The organism is Pseudomonas sp. V98_8, from assembly GCF_029967975.1.
Lineage (GTDB): Bacteria > Pseudomonadota > Gammaproteobacteria > Pseudomonadales > Pseudomonadaceae > Aquipseudomonas > Aquipseudomonas umsongensis.
This window is the reverse complement of record NZ_JASCAE010000004.1, coordinates 104,617-120,872: the sequence shown is the minus strand read 5'-3', so window position 1 is coordinate 120,872 and position 16,256 is coordinate 104,617. Positions and strand designations below refer to the sequence as shown.

The 16,256-nt window shown below is 59.3% G+C and carries 12 protein-coding genes; 4 read left to right on the top strand and 8 right to left on the bottom strand.

Features of this window, described 5'->3' with window-relative positions; translation table 11 throughout:
- The first annotated feature begins 62 nt into the window (after positions 1 to 62).
- Complete coding sequence (gene msrA, locus QLG10_RS04480) at positions 63 to 710, top strand: peptide-methionine (S)-S-oxide reductase MsrA (RefSeq protein WP_110754095.1); 648 nt, start codon at positions 63 to 65, stop codon at positions 708 to 710.
- A 143-nt stretch (positions 711 to 853) separates the two neighbouring features.
- On the opposite strand, the gene rlmJ is transcribed toward msrA, so the two are convergent.
- The 5 genes from rlmJ to QLG10_RS04455 all read right to left on the bottom strand — a co-directional run bounded on the left by rlmJ (position 854) and on the right by QLG10_RS04455 (position 6,664).
- Complete coding sequence (gene rlmJ, locus QLG10_RS04475; RefSeq protein ID WP_282485753.1) at positions 854 to 1,690, bottom strand: 23S rRNA (adenine(2030)-N(6))-methyltransferase RlmJ; 837 nt, start codon at positions 1,688 to 1,690, stop codon at positions 854 to 856.
- Between the two features lie 528 nt (positions 1,691 to 2,218).
- Positions 2,219 to 3,628, bottom strand: a complete 1,410-nt coding sequence (locus QLG10_RS04470) for a PAAR domain-containing protein (RefSeq protein ID WP_282485751.1) — start codon at positions 3,626 to 3,628, stop codon at positions 2,219 to 2,221.
- A gap of 425 nt (positions 3,629 to 4,053) precedes the next feature.
- Positions 4,054 to 4,383, bottom strand: a complete 330-nt coding sequence (locus QLG10_RS04465; protein WP_282485749.1) for a hypothetical protein — start codon at positions 4,381 to 4,383, stop codon at positions 4,054 to 4,056.
- Between the two features lie 416 nt (positions 4,384 to 4,799).
- The gene (putP, locus tag QLG10_RS04460; RefSeq protein ID WP_033044748.1) at positions 4,800 to 6,284 is read right to left on the bottom strand and encodes a sodium/proline symporter PutP; all 1,485 of its coding nucleotides are present in this window, start codon (positions 6,282 to 6,284) and stop codon (positions 4,800 to 4,802) included.
- On the bottom strand, positions 6,281 to 6,664 hold the full coding sequence (locus tag QLG10_RS04455) for a hypothetical protein (RefSeq protein ID WP_282485746.1): 384 nt from the start codon (positions 6,662 to 6,664) through the stop codon (positions 6,281 to 6,283). Before QLG10_RS04455 ends, putP begins: the two co-directional genes overlap by 4 nt.
- 81 nt (positions 6,665 to 6,745) lie before the next feature.
- On the opposite strand from QLG10_RS04455, the gene putA reads away from it, so the two are divergent.
- Together putA and QLG10_RS04445 are read left to right on the top strand one after the other, a co-directional pair.
- Positions 6,746 to 10,696 (top strand): trifunctional transcriptional regulator/proline dehydrogenase/L-glutamate gamma-semialdehyde dehydrogenase, encoded by a 3,951-nt coding sequence (gene putA / locus QLG10_RS04450; protein WP_110755322.1) that lies wholly within the window; start codon positions 6,746 to 6,748, stop codon positions 10,694 to 10,696.
- A 247-nt stretch (positions 10,697 to 10,943) separates the two neighbouring features.
- Positions 10,944 to 12,746, top strand: a complete 1,803-nt coding sequence (locus QLG10_RS04445; protein WP_282485742.1) for an acyl-CoA dehydrogenase — start codon at positions 10,944 to 10,946, stop codon at positions 12,744 to 12,746.
- Positions 12,747 to 12,860: 114 nt separating this feature from the next.
- Here the strand turns inward: QLG10_RS04445 and QLG10_RS04440 are convergent, their stop codons facing one another.
- On the bottom strand, positions 12,861 to 14,801 hold the full coding sequence (locus QLG10_RS04440; RefSeq protein ID WP_188264570.1) for a methyl-accepting chemotaxis protein: 1,941 nt from the start codon (positions 14,799 to 14,801) through the stop codon (positions 12,861 to 12,863).
- A gap of 282 nt (positions 14,802 to 15,083) precedes the next feature.
- On the opposite strand from QLG10_RS04440, the gene QLG10_RS04435 reads away from it, so the two are divergent.
- On the top strand, positions 15,084 to 15,494 hold the full coding sequence (locus QLG10_RS04435) for a hypothetical protein (protein ID WP_110754658.1): 411 nt from the start codon (positions 15,084 to 15,086) through the stop codon (positions 15,492 to 15,494).
- Between the two features lie 94 nt (positions 15,495 to 15,588).
- Here the strand turns inward: QLG10_RS04435 and QLG10_RS04430 are convergent, their stop codons facing one another.
- Both QLG10_RS04430 and QLG10_RS04425 read right to left on the bottom strand, forming a co-directional pair.
- Complete coding sequence (locus QLG10_RS04430; protein ID WP_110754660.1) at positions 15,589 to 15,891, bottom strand: cell division protein ZapA; 303 nt, start codon at positions 15,889 to 15,891, stop codon at positions 15,589 to 15,591.
- Entirely contained in the window at positions 15,888 to 16,118 is a 231-nt protein-coding gene (locus QLG10_RS04425; protein ID WP_033045282.1) for a hypothetical protein, read from the bottom strand. Before QLG10_RS04425 ends, QLG10_RS04430 begins: the two co-directional genes overlap by 4 nt.
- Positions 16,119 to 16,256: the final 138 nt, after the last annotated feature.

The following is a 16,256-nucleotide window of genomic DNA, read 5'->3' as shown; positions in this document are numbered from 1 at the left end:
CATCGCGTCAACTCTCGGGCAAACTGCATTTCTGATTATTCCAACGACTGAGAGGACTGAAGATGGTTCTGCGCTCGGAAATTCTGGTGAACAAAAACGTGCTCCCAACAAAAGAACAAGCTCTGCCTGGCCGCGAAACCCCCATGACCGTGCCGGAAAAACACTTCGTCCACGACGCCCCGCTACTGGGCCCATTCGCGATGGATGTGGATTTTGCGATCTTCGGCCTTGGCTGCTTCTGGGGCGCGGAGCGCAAGTTCTGGCAGCGGGAAGGCGTGGTCAGCACGGCCGTAGGTTACGCTGGCGGCTTCACCCCGAACCCGACTTACGAAGAAGTCTGCTCCGGCTTGACCGGCCATAGCGAAGTCGTGCTGGTGGTCTACGAGCCGGCAAAGGTCAGCTACGAAGCACTGCTGAAGATGTTCTGGGAACTGCACAACCCGACCCAAGGCATGCGCCAGGGCAACGACCTCGGCACCCAGTATCGTTCGGTGATCTACGCTACCAACCCGGCCCAACTGGAAGCCGCGAAAAAAAGCGCACAAGTGTTCCAGGTCGAACTGACCAAGGCCGGCAAGGGCATCATCACCACCGAAATCGACGAAGCGCCGACGTTCTACTTCGCCGAGGCGTACCACCAGCAGTACCTGGCCAAGAACCCGGAAGGCTATTGCGGCATTGGCGGCACCGGCGTGACCTGCCCGATCTGACCACTGCCCGAGCGCTCTCACGCTAATCGTTCCCACGCTCTGCGTGGGAATGGCTCAACGGACGCTCCGCGTTCGGCTTTTGATTTGGGACGCGGAGCGTCCCGGGCTGCATTCCCACGCAGAGCGTGGGAACGATCAACGCCTCATTCGGCGATCAACCAATCCATTCGCCACCCACCCTGGGTCTGCCCGAGCTTCTCGGACAACCACGGCAGCAACTCGCGCAAATCTTCCTCCAGCCCCCACGGCGGATTGGCAATGGCCAGGCCGGAGCCGTTCAGGCTGTCAGGCGTATCCAGCGGATGCACCAGCAGCTCCACCCGCAACAACTTCGGCGCACCGGTACCGGCCAGGTCCTGATAGAACCGCCGCAGCGCGCGCTGATCCTTCACCGGATACCAGATCGCCGCCACAGTCTGGCGCATCCGCCCGACCGCCTCTTTCAAGGCCGCGGCGCAGCGCTGCATCTCGTCGAGTTTTTCGAACGGCGGATCAATCAACATCACCGCCCGCTTCTCCGGCACCGGCAACAACGCCCGCGGCACATGCCAGCCTTCGCCGAGATGCACCTTGACCCGACGATCACCGGCCATGTTGTCCTTGAGCAGCACGCCATCTTCCGGGTGCTTCTCGTTGAGCAACACCCGGTCCTGCGGGCGCGTCAGGCGCCGCGCCAACTCCGGTGAGCCCGGGTAAAAACGCAACTGGCCGTCCGGGTTCATCTCATGCAACACCTGCATGTAATCGGCAGTCAGGATCGGCAGATCCGGCTGATCCCACAAACGCGCGATGCCTTCCAGATACTCACCGGTCCGGCTGGCCTGATCGCCCTGGAGGTCGTACAGGCCAATGCCGGCGTGCGTATCGAGATAGGCAAACGGCTGCTCCTTGCGCGACATCAGGGCGATGAGGCGGGTCAAGGTCAGGTGTTTGAACACATCGGCGTGATTGCCGGCATGGAAGGCGTGGCGATAATTCATGGTTGCTCCTGCGAAGGCCGGCAAGTTTACCTTTTACTGGGCGGCAAGTCAGGGGCTCGCGGCCGAGCGGCCAACTTACATCGCGGAGCGGAATGATGAATGGGCACGCCAAACAAGTTGGATGCCCATATTTATGGAGTAGTTACCTGTATATCCCCGACATCACTATAAGGCCAAGTAGCACCATCCCTGCTACCACCCCTAGAAGAGTCCATTGCAGCACTACAAGCTTTCGCCTGAGGTCATGGGGGAAATTGTCGATATCCTCAGCAGTGACAAGGCCGCGCTTCAGAAAAAAGCGGGGAAACGTAACGACACTGGATATTGAGTAAACCATCCGAGTCTTACCCCTCAATCCTTTGTCTATGCGCACTGCAACAGTTATAAGTGGAGAACTGTTTTGGAAATGCTCAGACATGACGTCTCCCTTGGTGTAGCCCAGGTGCAATGCAACCCCAAAAACAACAAGTGCCCCACCGAAAACTACTAGCCCTGATGCCAGAAATAGTGCGTCTGCAACGCTAACGCTCATTGAGTGGCCTCGAAAATACGCTCGCCCATTACTTCACCAACAGCGCCCCCAATAGCGCTGGAAGAAAAGGAGCCTACCCCCACCACAACAATACTACAGACCAGTAATCCCACACCGCCTGATGGTATACCCAGCCCAACACAAAGTCCGCCGACTGCGGAGGTTGATAGAGCTGCACCTGCGATTGCGCCACCTACAACTCCTCCGGTAAAACTCCCTGCTTCAGTAAACTTAACCCGCTCGCAAGCCTCGGTATTTCCAGCCGTACACACATCCTGCACCTTCATGGCAGATGCTCCACCGCCGACTGCAGTCCCTACCCAACCGCCGTATTTGACGTACTTAGAAGCCTTCGCCACACCTTGAAGATGGCTCGCATGACCCGGTATTTGCCCCCCGGGACTGGCATTGGTCCAGTGGTGGACCATGCTTTGACTGGAAATCCCCAACATTTTTTTCAAATTGATATGGTCAGGGAATCCAATGCCCTTGCGGGTCAGCGTCGTCATATGGCTGTTCAGTTGCGCGAGCAGACGCTGGCGCTCTACAAAGAACGCTGGCGAACGCAGGTGCCCATCTCTTTGCAGCGTATTCTTTTGCAACGCTTCAATATCCCTCAAGGCATTGCCTACATTGTCCAGGTTGTTCTTGAACACGCTCGCGCCAATGCCAGTAGCGTTCGAGCCATAGGTCAGGAAGGTCTGGATGACATCACGGTGTTGCACCATGAAATCCGCTTCTTCAGGGCTAAGCGTTTCAATGATCTGGTTGGTCTTGGCTGCCACATCCATGAGCAGGGCTTCTTCACGGGTGCACTGGTAGTTGTTCGGGTCGCTCAGCACGATCATCGAACCGGCTTTGACGTCGCGCAGGTTGGGATTGAGCAGCTTGAATTTGCCCATCACCGCCGGGTCACGCAGGGTGAACAAGGAGGCTTCGAGCTCTTCGCGGGTGGTGCTTTTGGGCACGATGTAGAAGCCTGGCTCTTGGGCAGCTGCACTGCCTAAGGGCACTGGCTTGGGAGTGCTCGACGCAGGCGCGAAACCGGCTGATCGTGGTGCCGGATTGCTGGCGAGAGGTGTGTTCGGTTGCGCCGCGGCCCTTGTGGTCTGGGGCGCAGCACTGCTACGCGACTCATAAGTGGCGGTAAACACCGAGGGGATCAACCTGGCTCTGCACGGACAAGTGCTGAAGCTGTCCAGCGAGCCCGCCACGATCCTGCCATGACTGTTGATGTAGGAGACGCCTCCCACGATGGTGTAGGTTTCGTCGTTCTTGCCGCAGGAAACCCGGTCGCCTTCACGAGCATGGGCGATGCCAAACATCATGACCCGCGTGTCGGCCTCCAAAACTTGGCCACCGCAAGTGGTCTTGTCACCCAGGCGAATGAAATGTCCTTGTGCCATTGCTGATCTCCCTCTCTACGGGCGCCCCAGTCATGAAAAGCGCACCCCTGTTAACGATCGATAAGCCGACTCGGCATGAGTGGCTTAACGCAAAGTACGTGGACAGAGAGGAAACTCAAGATGGTTGAGAAAATCAGGAAATGTCTTACGAGCCGCACTGAAAAGGACCACGAAAACTGAATGACTAAGCCTGTTTTCGGTCCTGGCTTCCCAAAAAATGGGTTCGTCACAGAATCCTAGGAAACTGTAGGAGCGAGCATGCTCGCGATGGTCGTCAACGATGACGCTGGGTGCCTGACACCCCACGGCGTTCTCAGGTTCATCGCGAGCATGCTCGCCCCTACAGTGGAAATACCCAAAAAAGATCCGCACTATCAAGCTGCGAACCATTTTTTACATGAACGAACTCCGCCCATTGGCGAGGCCTACGCCCCTGATGAAGGCCGCGCCCGCAACCGCCGCCCAACCACATCCAGCACGTCACAGCCATCGCGCAACGGAATGGCGCAGAGTAAGGCAAAGTCGCTGAGGATGAAGGACTCGCACTCGATCGAGCCGCGCATCGACAGATTGTCAAGCACTTGGGTAACTGCGCGGATTCTGTAGTTTGCGGCATCGGTAAGGATGTCGAGTGGCGCGTGGGTGTCGACGAACAGCGTGGGCATGTCGGTGCAGTTGCTGGTCAATGCCATGAAGCGGTTGTCGGGATGGGGGATCGGCTTTTCGTAGGGTGGATCGGGATGAATGGCTTGCATTTTTTATCCTCTGGTAGAAGCGGGGCTACCATCGGCCTTCCTACAGGCTTGGGTGGCAGCCATACGCGGGGTAGGAATATCGAGACCAGAGAACTCGACCACGCCGAAGCGTGCCCGCGCACAGCCGCCGCAACAGATCTTACGGGCGCACGTTAGTGGCCGCAAATCAGTGTCGACGTCAAAGCGTTTCTCATGGTCTTAACGGGTTCCTACACCCCACCACTGAATAGTCAGTGACCACCAAAGACTATCCATGAAACCTACGCCCCACCAGTTCATGGAAACCGCTACGTCTTGAAGGAAACGTCCTAGGACCTTGCCCGGAAATTTCGTAAGCCTCCGCCCAAAAAAAACGGCCCACCTCCAGTAGGAGACGGGCCGTTTTTGCGAAAGGTCAGAGCCTCAGCTCATCCCCATCACTTGTTCAGACGGAAATCCGCCTCAGCCGCAGCAAAGCGCTGCAGCATGCCAGCAGTCGGCGTGCCCAGCTTGCTGACGATGTAGATCGCCAGGCTGGCGAAGATGAAACCAGGGATGATTTCGTACAGGCCCAGCAATTCGAAGTGCTTCCAGACAATCACGGTGATCGCGCCGACCAGGATGCCGGCCAGTGCGCCGTTGCGGGTCATGTCTTTCCAGATCACGGAGATCAGTACGACCGGACCGAACGCGGCACCGAAACCTGCCCAGGCGTAGCTCACCAGGCCCAGTACACGGTTTTCCGGGTTGGCCGCCATGGCGATGGCGATCAGGGCAACCAGCAGCACCATGGCGCGGCCGACCCAGACCAGTTCAACCTGGGAAGCGGATTTGCGCAGGAAGGTCTTGTAGAAGTCTTCGGTCAGGGCGCTCGAGCACACCAGCAACTGGCAGCTCAGGGTGCTCATGACGGCAGCCAGGATGGCCGACAGCAAAACGCCGGCAACCCATGGGTTGAAGAGGATTTTGGCTAGTTCGATGAACACACGCTCGTGGTTTTCACTGACCGGCATGGCCACGGCCGGGTTGGCCGAGAAGTAGGCGATACCGAAGAAACCGACAGCCACGGTGCCGCCCAGGCACAGGATCATCCAGGCCATGGAGATGCGACGGGCTTTGGCAATCGATTTCACCGAATCGGCCGCCATGAACCGCGCCAGGATATGCGGCTGGCCGAAGTAGCCCAGGCCCCAGCCCATCAGCGAGATGATGCCGATGAAGGTGGTGTTTTTCAGCATGTCGAAATTGCTTGGATCTTGCGCTTCGATGGCCAGGAACGTGGTGTCGACGCCGCCGGTGGCCAGCAGCACGATGATCGGCGTCAGCAACAGGGCGAAGATCATCAGCGTGGCTTGCACGGTGTCAGTCCAGCTGACCGCCAGGAAACCGCCCACGAAGGTGTAGGCAATGGTCGCCGCAGCACCGGCCCACAGCGCCGTCTCGTAGGACATGCCGAAGGTGCTTTCGAACAGACGGGCGCCAGCCACGATGCCGGAAGCGCAATAGATGGTGAAGAACACCAGGATCACAACGGCGGAGATGATCCGCAGCAGGCCGCTTTTATCTTCGAAACGGCTGGAGAAGTAGTCCGGCAGGGTCAGCGCATCGCCATTGTGCTCGGTCTGCACGCGCAGACGGCCGGCGACGAACAGCCAGTTCAGGTAAGCCCCGATGATCAGGCCGATGGCGATCCAGCTCTCGGACAGACCGGACATGTAGATGGCGCCCGGCAGGCCCATCAACAACCAGCCGCTCATGTCGGATGCACCGGCGGACAACGCGGTCACGACACTGCCCAGGCTACGGCCGCCCAGGATGTAGTCGGAAAGGTTGTTGGTGGAGCGATAGGCCATGAAGCCGATCAGCACCATTGCTGCGATGTAGATCACGAACGTGATCAGGGTTGGATTGCTTACGCTCATTTAAGTGATGCCCTGGCTTTGTTTTTATGTAGCGGCGGCTGGTGAAGTGCTGGCAAACGGTGACGTTTGACAGACGATCCGGGATCCCGCGCATTTATGACCGATGTTTCCCCAGGAAAGCCATCGGCCGGCACACCAGCCTTGCGACTGGTTGCACCTTGGGCGCGAATGCTATGCAACAAAGCAAATAAGGTGCAACCCATTTCTGGAGAATAAGTTGCACCTAGTCGGAAATTTATATCAAACCAGGGTTTTTGCTCCTTTTCGGAGCAAGAACGATTGGCTTTCCACTCAAAAAGCACCAAGGCGATGCGGTAATGGCGCAGTGGAATTTTTTTCCTGACGAACTGCCGTTTATTCCCGCAAAAAAAGGGTTGCACCCGGTTGCACCTCATTCATCACACGGCTAATCTTTGCGCCAGCTGATGCCACGCAGTCGTGGCAAACATGAGGATAAAAACATGGCTACCACCACCCTTGGGGTCAAACTCGATGACCCGACCCGCGAACGCCTCAAGGCTGCCGCGACCTCGATTGATCGCACGCCGCACTGGCTGATCAAGCAGGCAATTTTCAATTACCTGGAAAAACTCGAGGGTGGTGCAACCCTGTCCGAGCTCAACGGTATCGCCCGAGACACCGACGAAGCGGGCGACGTCCATGTCGACCACGCGCACCAGTGCTTCCTCGAGTTCGCCGAGAGCATCCTGCCGCAATCGGTCCTGCGTGCCTCGATCACCGCCGCGTACCGTCGCCCGGAACCGGAAGTGGTGCCAATGCTGATCGAGCAGGCTCGCCTGCCGGCACCGATGGCCGAAGCCACCAACAAGCTCGCGGCCTCGATCGCGGAAAAACTGCGCAACCAGAAGAGCGCCGGCGGCCGTGCCGGTATCGTTCAGGGCCTGCTGCAAGAGTTCTCCCTGTCGTCCCAGGAAGGCGTGGCGCTGATGTGCCTGGCCGAGGCGCTGTTGCGCATTCCAGACAAAGGCACCCGTGACGCCCTGATCCGCGACAAGATCAGTACCGGCAACTGGCAGCCACACCTGGGCAACAGCCCGTCGCTGTTCGTCAACGCCGCGACCTGGGGCCTGCTGCTGACCGGCAAGCTGGTGTCCACGCATAACGAAGCGGGCCTGACTTCGTCCCTCAGCCGCATCATCGGCAAGAGCGGCGAGCCGATGATCCGCAAGGGCGTCGACATGGCGATGCGCCTGATGGGCGAGCAGTTCGTCACCGGCGAGACCATCGCCGAAGCCCTGGCCAACGCCAGCAAGTTCGAAGCCAAGGGCTTCCGCTATTCCTACGACATGCTCGGTGAAGCCGCACTGACCGAGCACGACGCGCAGAAGTACCTGGCCTCGTACGAACAAGCCATCCACTCGATCGGCAAAGCGTCCCACGGTCGCGGTATTTATGAAGGTCCGGGCATTTCGATCAAGCTGTCGGCCTTGCACCCGCGCTACAGCCGTGCGCAGTACGAGCGCGTGATGGATGAGCTGTACCCGCGCCTGCTGTCGCTGACCCTGCTGGCCAAGCAATACGACATCGGCCTGAACATCGACGCCGAAGAAGCCGACCGCCTCGAACTGTCGCTGGATCTACTCGAGCGCCTGTGCTTCGAGCCGCAACTGACGGGCTGGAACGGCATCGGTTTCGTGATCCAGGCTTATCAGAAGCGTTGCCCGTACGTGATCGACTACGTGATCGACCTGGCTCGCCGCAGCCGTCATCGCCTGATGATCCGCCTGGTGAAAGGCGCGTACTGGGACAGCGAGATCAAGCGCGCCCAGGTCGAAGGCCTGGAAGGCTACCCGGTCTACACCCGCAAGGTGTACACCGACGTGTCCTACATCGCTTGCGCGCGCAAACTGCTGTCGGTGCCGGAAGTCATCTACCCGCAGTTCGCCACGCACAACGCCCACACCCTGTCGGCCATTTATCACATTGCCGGTCAGAACTATTACCCGGGCCAGTATGAGTTCCAGTGCCTGCACGGCATGGGTGAACCCCTGTACGAACAAGTGGTAGGCAAGGTTTCCGAAGGCAAGCTGAACCGCCCGTGCCGCGTGTACGCCCCGGTCGGCACCCACGAAACCCTCCTGGCCTACCTGGTACGTCGCCTGCTGGAAAACGGCGCCAACACTTCGTTCGTCAACCGCATTGCCGACCAGTCGATTTCTATCCAGGAATTGGTGGCCGACCCGGTGGCGAGCATCGAGCAGATGGCGACCGTGGAAGGTGGCTTCGGCCTGCCGCACCCGCGCATCCCGCTGCCGCGCGACCTGTATGGTTCCGAGCGCGCCAACTCCAGCGGCATCGACATGGCGAACGAACATCGCCTGGCGTCCTTGTCCTGCGCCCTGCTGGCCACCGCGCACAACGACTGGAAGGCCGCGCCGATGCTTGGTTGCGCTTCCAGCAGCGAAACCCCTGCGCCCGTCTTGAACCCGTCCGACTTGCGTGACGTGGTTGGCCATGTACAGGAAGCGACCGTCGAAGATGTCGACAATGCGATCCAGTGCGCCCTGAACGCCGCGCCGATCTGGCAGGCTACCCCGCCGGCCGAACGCGCCGCGATCCTGGAACGCGCCGCCGACCTGATGGAAGCCGAGATCCAGCCGCTGATGGGCCTGCTGGCTCGCGAAGCTGGCAAGACCTTCGCCAACGCCATCGCCGAAGTGCGCGAGGCCGTGGACTTCCTGCGTTATTACGCGGTGCAGGCTCGCAACGATTTCACCAATGACGCCCACCGTCCGCTGGGCCCGGTGGTGTGCATCAGCCCGTGGAACTTCCCGCTGGCAATCTTCAGTGGCCAAGTGGCTGCTGCGCTGGCCGCCGGTAACCCGGTATTGGCCAAGCCTGCGGAACAGACGCCGCTGGTCGCCGCTCAAGCCGTGCGCCTGCTGCTCGAGGCCGGGATTCCACAAGGCGTCCTGCAACTGCTGCCGGGCCGTGGCGAAACCGTCGGCGCCGGTCTGGTGGGCGACGATCGCGTCAAAGGCGTGATGTTCACCGGTTCCACCGAAGTTGCGCGTCTGCTGCAACGTAACATTGCCGGCCGCCTGGACAGCCAGGGTCGTCCGATTCCGTTGATCGCCGAAACCGGTGGCCAGAACGCGATGATCGTCGACTCTTCGGCACTGACCGAACAGGTGGTGATCGATGTGGTTTCGTCGGCCTTCGATAGCGCCGGCCAGCGTTGCTCGGCCCTGCGCGTGCTGTGCCTGCAGGAAGATTCTGCCGATCGCGTCATCGAAATGCTCAAGGGTGCCATGGCTGAAAGCCGCCTCGGCAACCCTGAGCGCCTGTCCGTGGACATCGGCCCGGTGATCGACGCCGAAGCCAAGGCTGGCATCGAGAAGCACATCCAGGCCATGCGCGACAAAGGTCGCAGCGTGTACCAGGTGGCCATCGCCGACGCCGAAGAAGTTAAACGCGGCACCTTCGTGATGCCGACGCTGATCGAACTGGAAAGCTTCGACGAACTGCAACGGGAGATTTTCGGCCCGGTGCTGCACGTGGTGCGCTACAAGCGCAAGGACATCGATCAACTGATCGCCCAAATCAACGCTTCCGGCTACGGCCTGACGCTGGGCGTGCACACCCGTATCGACGAGACCATCGCCAAGGTGATCGACAACGTCAATGCCGGTAACGTCTACGTCAACCGCAACATCGTGGGTGCCGTGGTCGGCGTGCAGCCGTTCGGCGGCGAAGGCCTGTCGGGTACTGGCCCGAAAGCCGGTGGTCCGCTCTACCTGTACCGCCTGCTGTCGACCCGCCCTGCCGATGCGATCGAACAATCCTTCGCTCGCGGGGACGCTGCCGTAGCACCGGACGTTCGCCTTCGCGATGCCATGAGCAAACCGCTGACCGCCTTGAAAGCCTGGGCCGACAGCAACAAGTTCGCCGACCTGAGCACCCTGTGCGCGCAGTTCGCCGCACAATCGCAAAGCGGTATCACCCGCGTCCTGGCCGGCCCGACCGGCGAACGTAACAGCTATGCGATCCTGCCGCGCGAGCACGTGCTGTGCCTGGCGGAAGTCGAAGGCGACCTGCTGACGCAACTGGCTGCGGTATTGGCTGTCGGCGGTTCGGCGGTATGGCCGGAAGCTGAACTGACCAAGGCCTTGCTCGCCCGTCTGCCGAAGGACATCCAGGCACGCATCAAGCTGGTTTCCGACTGGAACAAGGACGACGTGGTGATTGATGCGGTTCTGCATCACGGCCATTCCGACCAGTTGCGCGCGGTTTGCCAGCAAGTGGCCAAGCGTGCCGGTGCCATTGTCGGCGTCCAGGGTCTGTCGCAGGGTGAAACCAACATTGCGTTGGAGCGCCTGGTGATCGAGCGTGCGTTGAGCGTTAACACCGCTGCTGCGGGTGGTAATGCCAGCCTGATGACCATCGGCTAAATTCGCCGAACGTCTAACGCTACAAAATGGGCGCCCTCATCGGCGCCCATTTTTTTTCCTGTACACAATCCGTAGGAGCCGGCTTGCTGGCGATGGCGGTGCATCAGGTGAACTGCGCAGTATCGATCGCCAGCAAGCCGGCTCCTACAGGTCGGTGTTTTGCCCTTCCATCACCGACATCAATCATCCTGTTCAGCCTCTATTCCCCCGCCTAGACTCGCCCTACTCCAACAAAAGGTAGGCCGCCATGTCCGAGACGTTGCTCAGTTCCCGCAATCTGGCTTTCGAGCTGTATGAAGTCCTCGATGCCGAGGGCCTGACCCAGCGTGAGCGTTTCGCCGAACACAATCGCGAAACCTTCGATGCCGCCCTCGGCACCGCCCGCAACATCGCCGAGAAATTCTTCGCCCCGCACAATCGCAAGGGTGACGAGAACGAGCCGCGTTATGAGGACGGTCAGGCAATCCTGATTCCGGAAGTGAAACCGGCAGTCGACGCTTTCCTCGAAGCCGGCTTCCTCAATGCCGCGCGCAGTTTCGACGCGGGTGGCATGCAACTGCCTACCCTGTTGTCGCAGGCCTGCTTCGCGCATTTTCAGTCCGCCAACGCGGCGTCGACCTCCTACCCGTTCCTGACCATGGGCGCGGCCAACCTGATTGAAAGTTTCGGTACCGAGGAGCAGAAACGCCGTTTCCTGCAACCAATGATCGACGGCCGCTTCTTCGGCACCATGGCCCTGACCGAACCCCACGCAGGTTCGTCGCTGTCGGATATTCGTACACGAGCCGAGCCTGCGTCCGACGGCACCTATCGACTCAAGGGCAACAAGATCTTCATCTCCGGCGGCGATCATCCGCTGTCGGAAAACATCGTGCACATGGTCCTGGCCAAGCTGCCGGATGCACCTGCCGGGGTGAAGGGCATTTCGCTGTTCATCGTGCCCAAATTCCTGGTCAACGATGACGGCAGCCTCGGCAACCGCAACGACGTGCTGCTGGCGGGGCTTTTCCACAAGATGGGCTGGCGCGGCACCACCTCAACCGCGCTGAACTTCGGCGATAATGACGAGTGCGTGGGCTATCTGGTGGGCAAGCCGCATCATGGCTTGAGCTACATGTTCCAGATGATGAACGAGGCGCGAATTGGCGTCGGCATGGGTGCGGTGATGCTCGGCTACGCCGGCTACCTGTATTCGCTGGAATACGCCCGCGAACGCCCTCAGGGTCGCGTGCCGGACAGCAAGGATCCGAATACCGCCCCGGTGGCGATCATCCAGCACGCCGACGTCAAGCGCATGTTGCTGACGCAAAAAGCCTACGTCGAAGGATCGTTCGACCTGGGGTTGTACGCGGCGCGGCTGTTTGATGACACCACGACACTGGAGACCGAAGCCGAACGCAAACAGGCCCATGAACTGTTGGACTTGCTGACCCCCATCGTCAAATCCTGGCCGTCGGAGTTTTGCCTGAAGGCCAACGAACTGGCGATCCAGATCCTCGGCGGCCACGGCTACACCCGTGAATACCCGGTGGAACAATACTACCGCGACAACCGTCTGAACCCGATCCACGAAGGCACCCACGGCATTCAGTCGCTAGACTTGCTGGGGCGCAAACTGGCGCAGAACGGCGGCGCAGGGCTCAAGCAATTGATCCGCCTGATCGCCGACACCGCCGAGCGGGCGCAAGCTCATGAGACGCTGAGCGCATTGCGTGAACCGCTGGAGAAACTGGTGGCGCGCCTGCAAACGGTGACCATTGGCTTGCTGACCGACCTGGCCCAGGGCAAGGTCAACAGCAGCCTGGCGAACTCGGCGCTGTACCTGAAAGTTTTTGGTCACACGGTAATTGGCTGGCGCTGGCTGGAACAGGCGATTCGCGCCGAGGAAGGGCTGGCCAAAGGCAATGCGGCGGATGCGAGCTTCTATAAAGGCAAGCTGCAGGCGGCGCGGTACTTCCTGACCTGGGAAATCCCGGCTTGCCACCATGAGTTGACGATTCTTGAGGCGCGGGATGATGTTTGCCTGGGCATGCAGGATGAGTGGTTTTGATCCAAGTCTTGATATGCTGCTGAAATCCATTCGCGAGCAGGCTCGCTCCCACAGTTGAACGCGTAACACTGTGGGAGCGAGCCTGCTCGCGAAGAGGTCATCACTGACAACACATCAGCTCAGACGAAACCCACCCATCTGCCGCGCCAGGTCATCGGCAAGGCGCTGCAACGTCTGGCAATCCTCCCGACAAGCCCTGACCTCCCCCGCCGTCGCCCGCGCCAGGTCGGATATCCCCTGCACGTTGCGGTTGATCTCCTCAGTCACCGCCGACTGCTCTTCAGTCGCCGTCGCGACCTGATGGTTCATGTCGCTGATGTGTTCGACCTGGCCGGTAATCGCCGCCAACGAAGCCCCGGTGCGCTGGCTCGACTCAACCCCCGTGCCCGTCGCTGCTTGCCCGGTGTGCATCGAAGACACCGCATTCTCTGCTCCTTGCTTGAGGCTACCGATCATTTGCTGGATTTCATCGGTGGAAGCCTGTGTACGTCTAGCCAACGTGCGCACTTCATCGGCAACCACCGCAAACCCGCGCCCCATATCCCCAGCGCGAGCAGCCTCAATGGCGGCGTTGAGCGCCAGGAGGTTGGTCTGTTCGGAAATCCCGCGAATCACCGCGAGCACCTGATCAATCGATGCCACCTGGTCTGCCAATTCGCCCACGGCGCTGGCGGCGACGCCGATTTCATCGGACATGCTTTCGATATGGCGGATCGAACCGCCGACCACTTCTCGCGCCTGCATGGCTTCTTCTCGGGCATTTTGCGAAGCGACTGCGGCGTTGCCAGCGTTTTGTGCAATTTCCTGCACAGTCAGGCCCATTTCGTGGACAGCGGTGGCGACCATGTCAGTCATCTCCTGCTGGCGCCCGGAACGCTCTGCAGTGTTATCCACCACTCGCGCCACCTGGCCGACCGCGTTACGTAAGCGTTCGCTGGTGGCCAGCACTTCGCCGATCATCTCGCGCTGGCTTTCAAGGAACCGATTGAACCCGCGCGCCAGATCGCCCAGCTCATCGGCGCGACTGGAATCTAACCGATGGGTCAAATCTCCACCACCGCTACCGATGGCTACCAGCGCGGCTGTTACCTGACGAATCGGTCTGACCAGCCCACGGGCCAGTAACACCACCAGCAACAGGCATACCAGGGCCACCGCCAAGCCGATTCCGCCGCTCATCCACATGGCGCGACGGGCCTCGGCGTAGATCTGCGACTGTGGTACTTCGGCCACCAGAGTCCAGCCCAGATCGCGAAGAGGCAGGCTCAACGCCAGGAAATCTTCATCATTGCGCACGAAGGCAGACGTTTTGGAAGCCGTGCGCTGGCCCATCACCGCCCGTGCCGCCGGCTCTCCGATCTGTTCGGCCAGGGTACGCTTTCCGCTGAACTGCGACTCGGGATGCACCTGGATCAACCCATCGGAACGCACGAGGTAGACCTTGCCACGCTCACCGAAACTGAAGTTGTGAATCAGCTCGGACAGCTCTTTCATGCTCAGGCCCAGCCCGGCAACACCCACCACCTTTGCGGCCTTCTCGACTTTAAGGTCGATGAAGAGCGCCAACTCTCCGGTGGCTGAATCGTTGTCGATATTGAGGGTGCGCGGCTGGTCGCTGTCGAGGAACGCATAGAACCAGGCGTCTTTTGGATTGGAGCGACTGAGGGTCCGGTCCAGGCCTTTTTCGTTGAAGTAATGATTGGACGCCGTGCCGACCATCAACGCGGTAAAAGCTTTGTGTTCGGCACGAACGCCTTCCAGGTAGGCGGTAAACGTGCCGGTCTGGGCACTGTCTTCACCCGCGGCCAGCCAGTCGCGCACCATGCTGTTGCTGGCGATGTCCTTGGCGGCAGTGAGGGGTTGCACGAGGATGCGTTCGATGTCGTTGCGCATCGCTTCGATGCTCGACGGCAGTGCTTGCTCGACGAGATAGCGCTGGGCGAGGCGGTTGACCACCAGGGTATATACGCCAACCACGAGCAGAATGCTGACAAGCAGGGCGGTACCCATGCTCAGGATCAACTGCCACTGAATACTGCGTCGCCAGAACTGCATGGAGCACCCCCAAAGAATAAGAGGCTGAAACACTGCAACAGTCATGCCCGATGTATACACACTAATCTACAATTGCATCAATTTTTGTACGCAAACACTGAATCGCCCCCAATAAAGGGCTGCCCCCCGCAGTGAAACAACCTTGCCTTAACTGTCAACTCTGACAGGTGTCAAGTCTCTCAACGAGGCTTAAGCTCCTGCGACCTGATTCGATGTTTTGCAGTTTTTCGGGAAACCGGCAGGCACGTGCCTGCATCAAACCGTTACCCAGGAGTGCACAAAATGAAGCTTGAACGTTCCCCCAGAGAAACTCTCTTGCCCGGTAAGTATGTAGGGAAAAACCCTGAAGACATTTACCTAAGGAGAGGCGATAGCTGGTTCAGCGCAAACGGCGAGTATCGGGTGACAATCAAGAAATACATCATGAAGGACAATAATGAATACGACATCGAAATAGACGCTGATCCGGTGCTAAACGCCGAGCAAGGGATCGACCATCTTAACCAAGGGCAACAAGAGAGTTCTGCATTGCCCGACCTGCCTAACCCTTCAATGGATACTTATGAGCACCATTTAATCATTGCTGTGGGTGACGACTATCTTGATAGAAATGGGAAAATGTGGAAGGTGACAGGAAAATACTTTCGAGAGATGTCAGGTGGCAGATTGAAGATAGGGTTTTACTACGCGTGATCTTCAGCGTTAAACCCTTAGCGACAAAACACACCATTCAACTACGCGCTTTGCAGTAGCCAAGCGCGCAGTTGGCAGGCATCCAGGCAACGCTTCAATCACCGTTGCCTATTGCCTTGGAGATCACTTCAACCGTGGCGCTGACTTGCTCTTGGTAACGGTCGAGTTCGAGTTTGTGCTGCTTCTGCAATTCGATCTGTTGCGAGCACAGGTTCATGGCGGCCAGCACCAGCAGTCGGTCACCGATCAGGGTCGGGTACTTCTTCTTGGTCTCGGCCAGGGCAGCCTTCAACATCAATGCGGCGTCCAGCAGGGTCTGCTCTTCCCCGGCCGGCGCCTTGATCGAATAGTCTTCCCCCAGGATCGAGACGACTTTCACACCTGGGCCATAACTCATGCGTTGACAGGGCCAGCGCTGACGCGCTCAACCAGGGCCTGGATGCGTGCCACGGTGGCACCTTGTTTCTCTTCCTGTTCCATCAGGCTCAGTTGCAGGCTTTCGTTTTCATCCTTGGCCTGGGCCAGTTCGGCGCTCAGGGTCTGGTTAGTGCTGACCAAGGCCTGGTTCTGTTGCACCAGATCGCTGACCAGTTGTTCCAATTGGCTTAGGGATGCTTCCAACATTTTGATTTTCCGGGCATTTTCAAAGGGCGCGTACGATAAAGAAAAGTCACCGTGGATGCCAGGGATAAACAGGCGCAAGGCCTTGATTTTCCTGACCAGTGACCCTTCTTGCGAACTGTAGAGACTGTGATTGTCCCA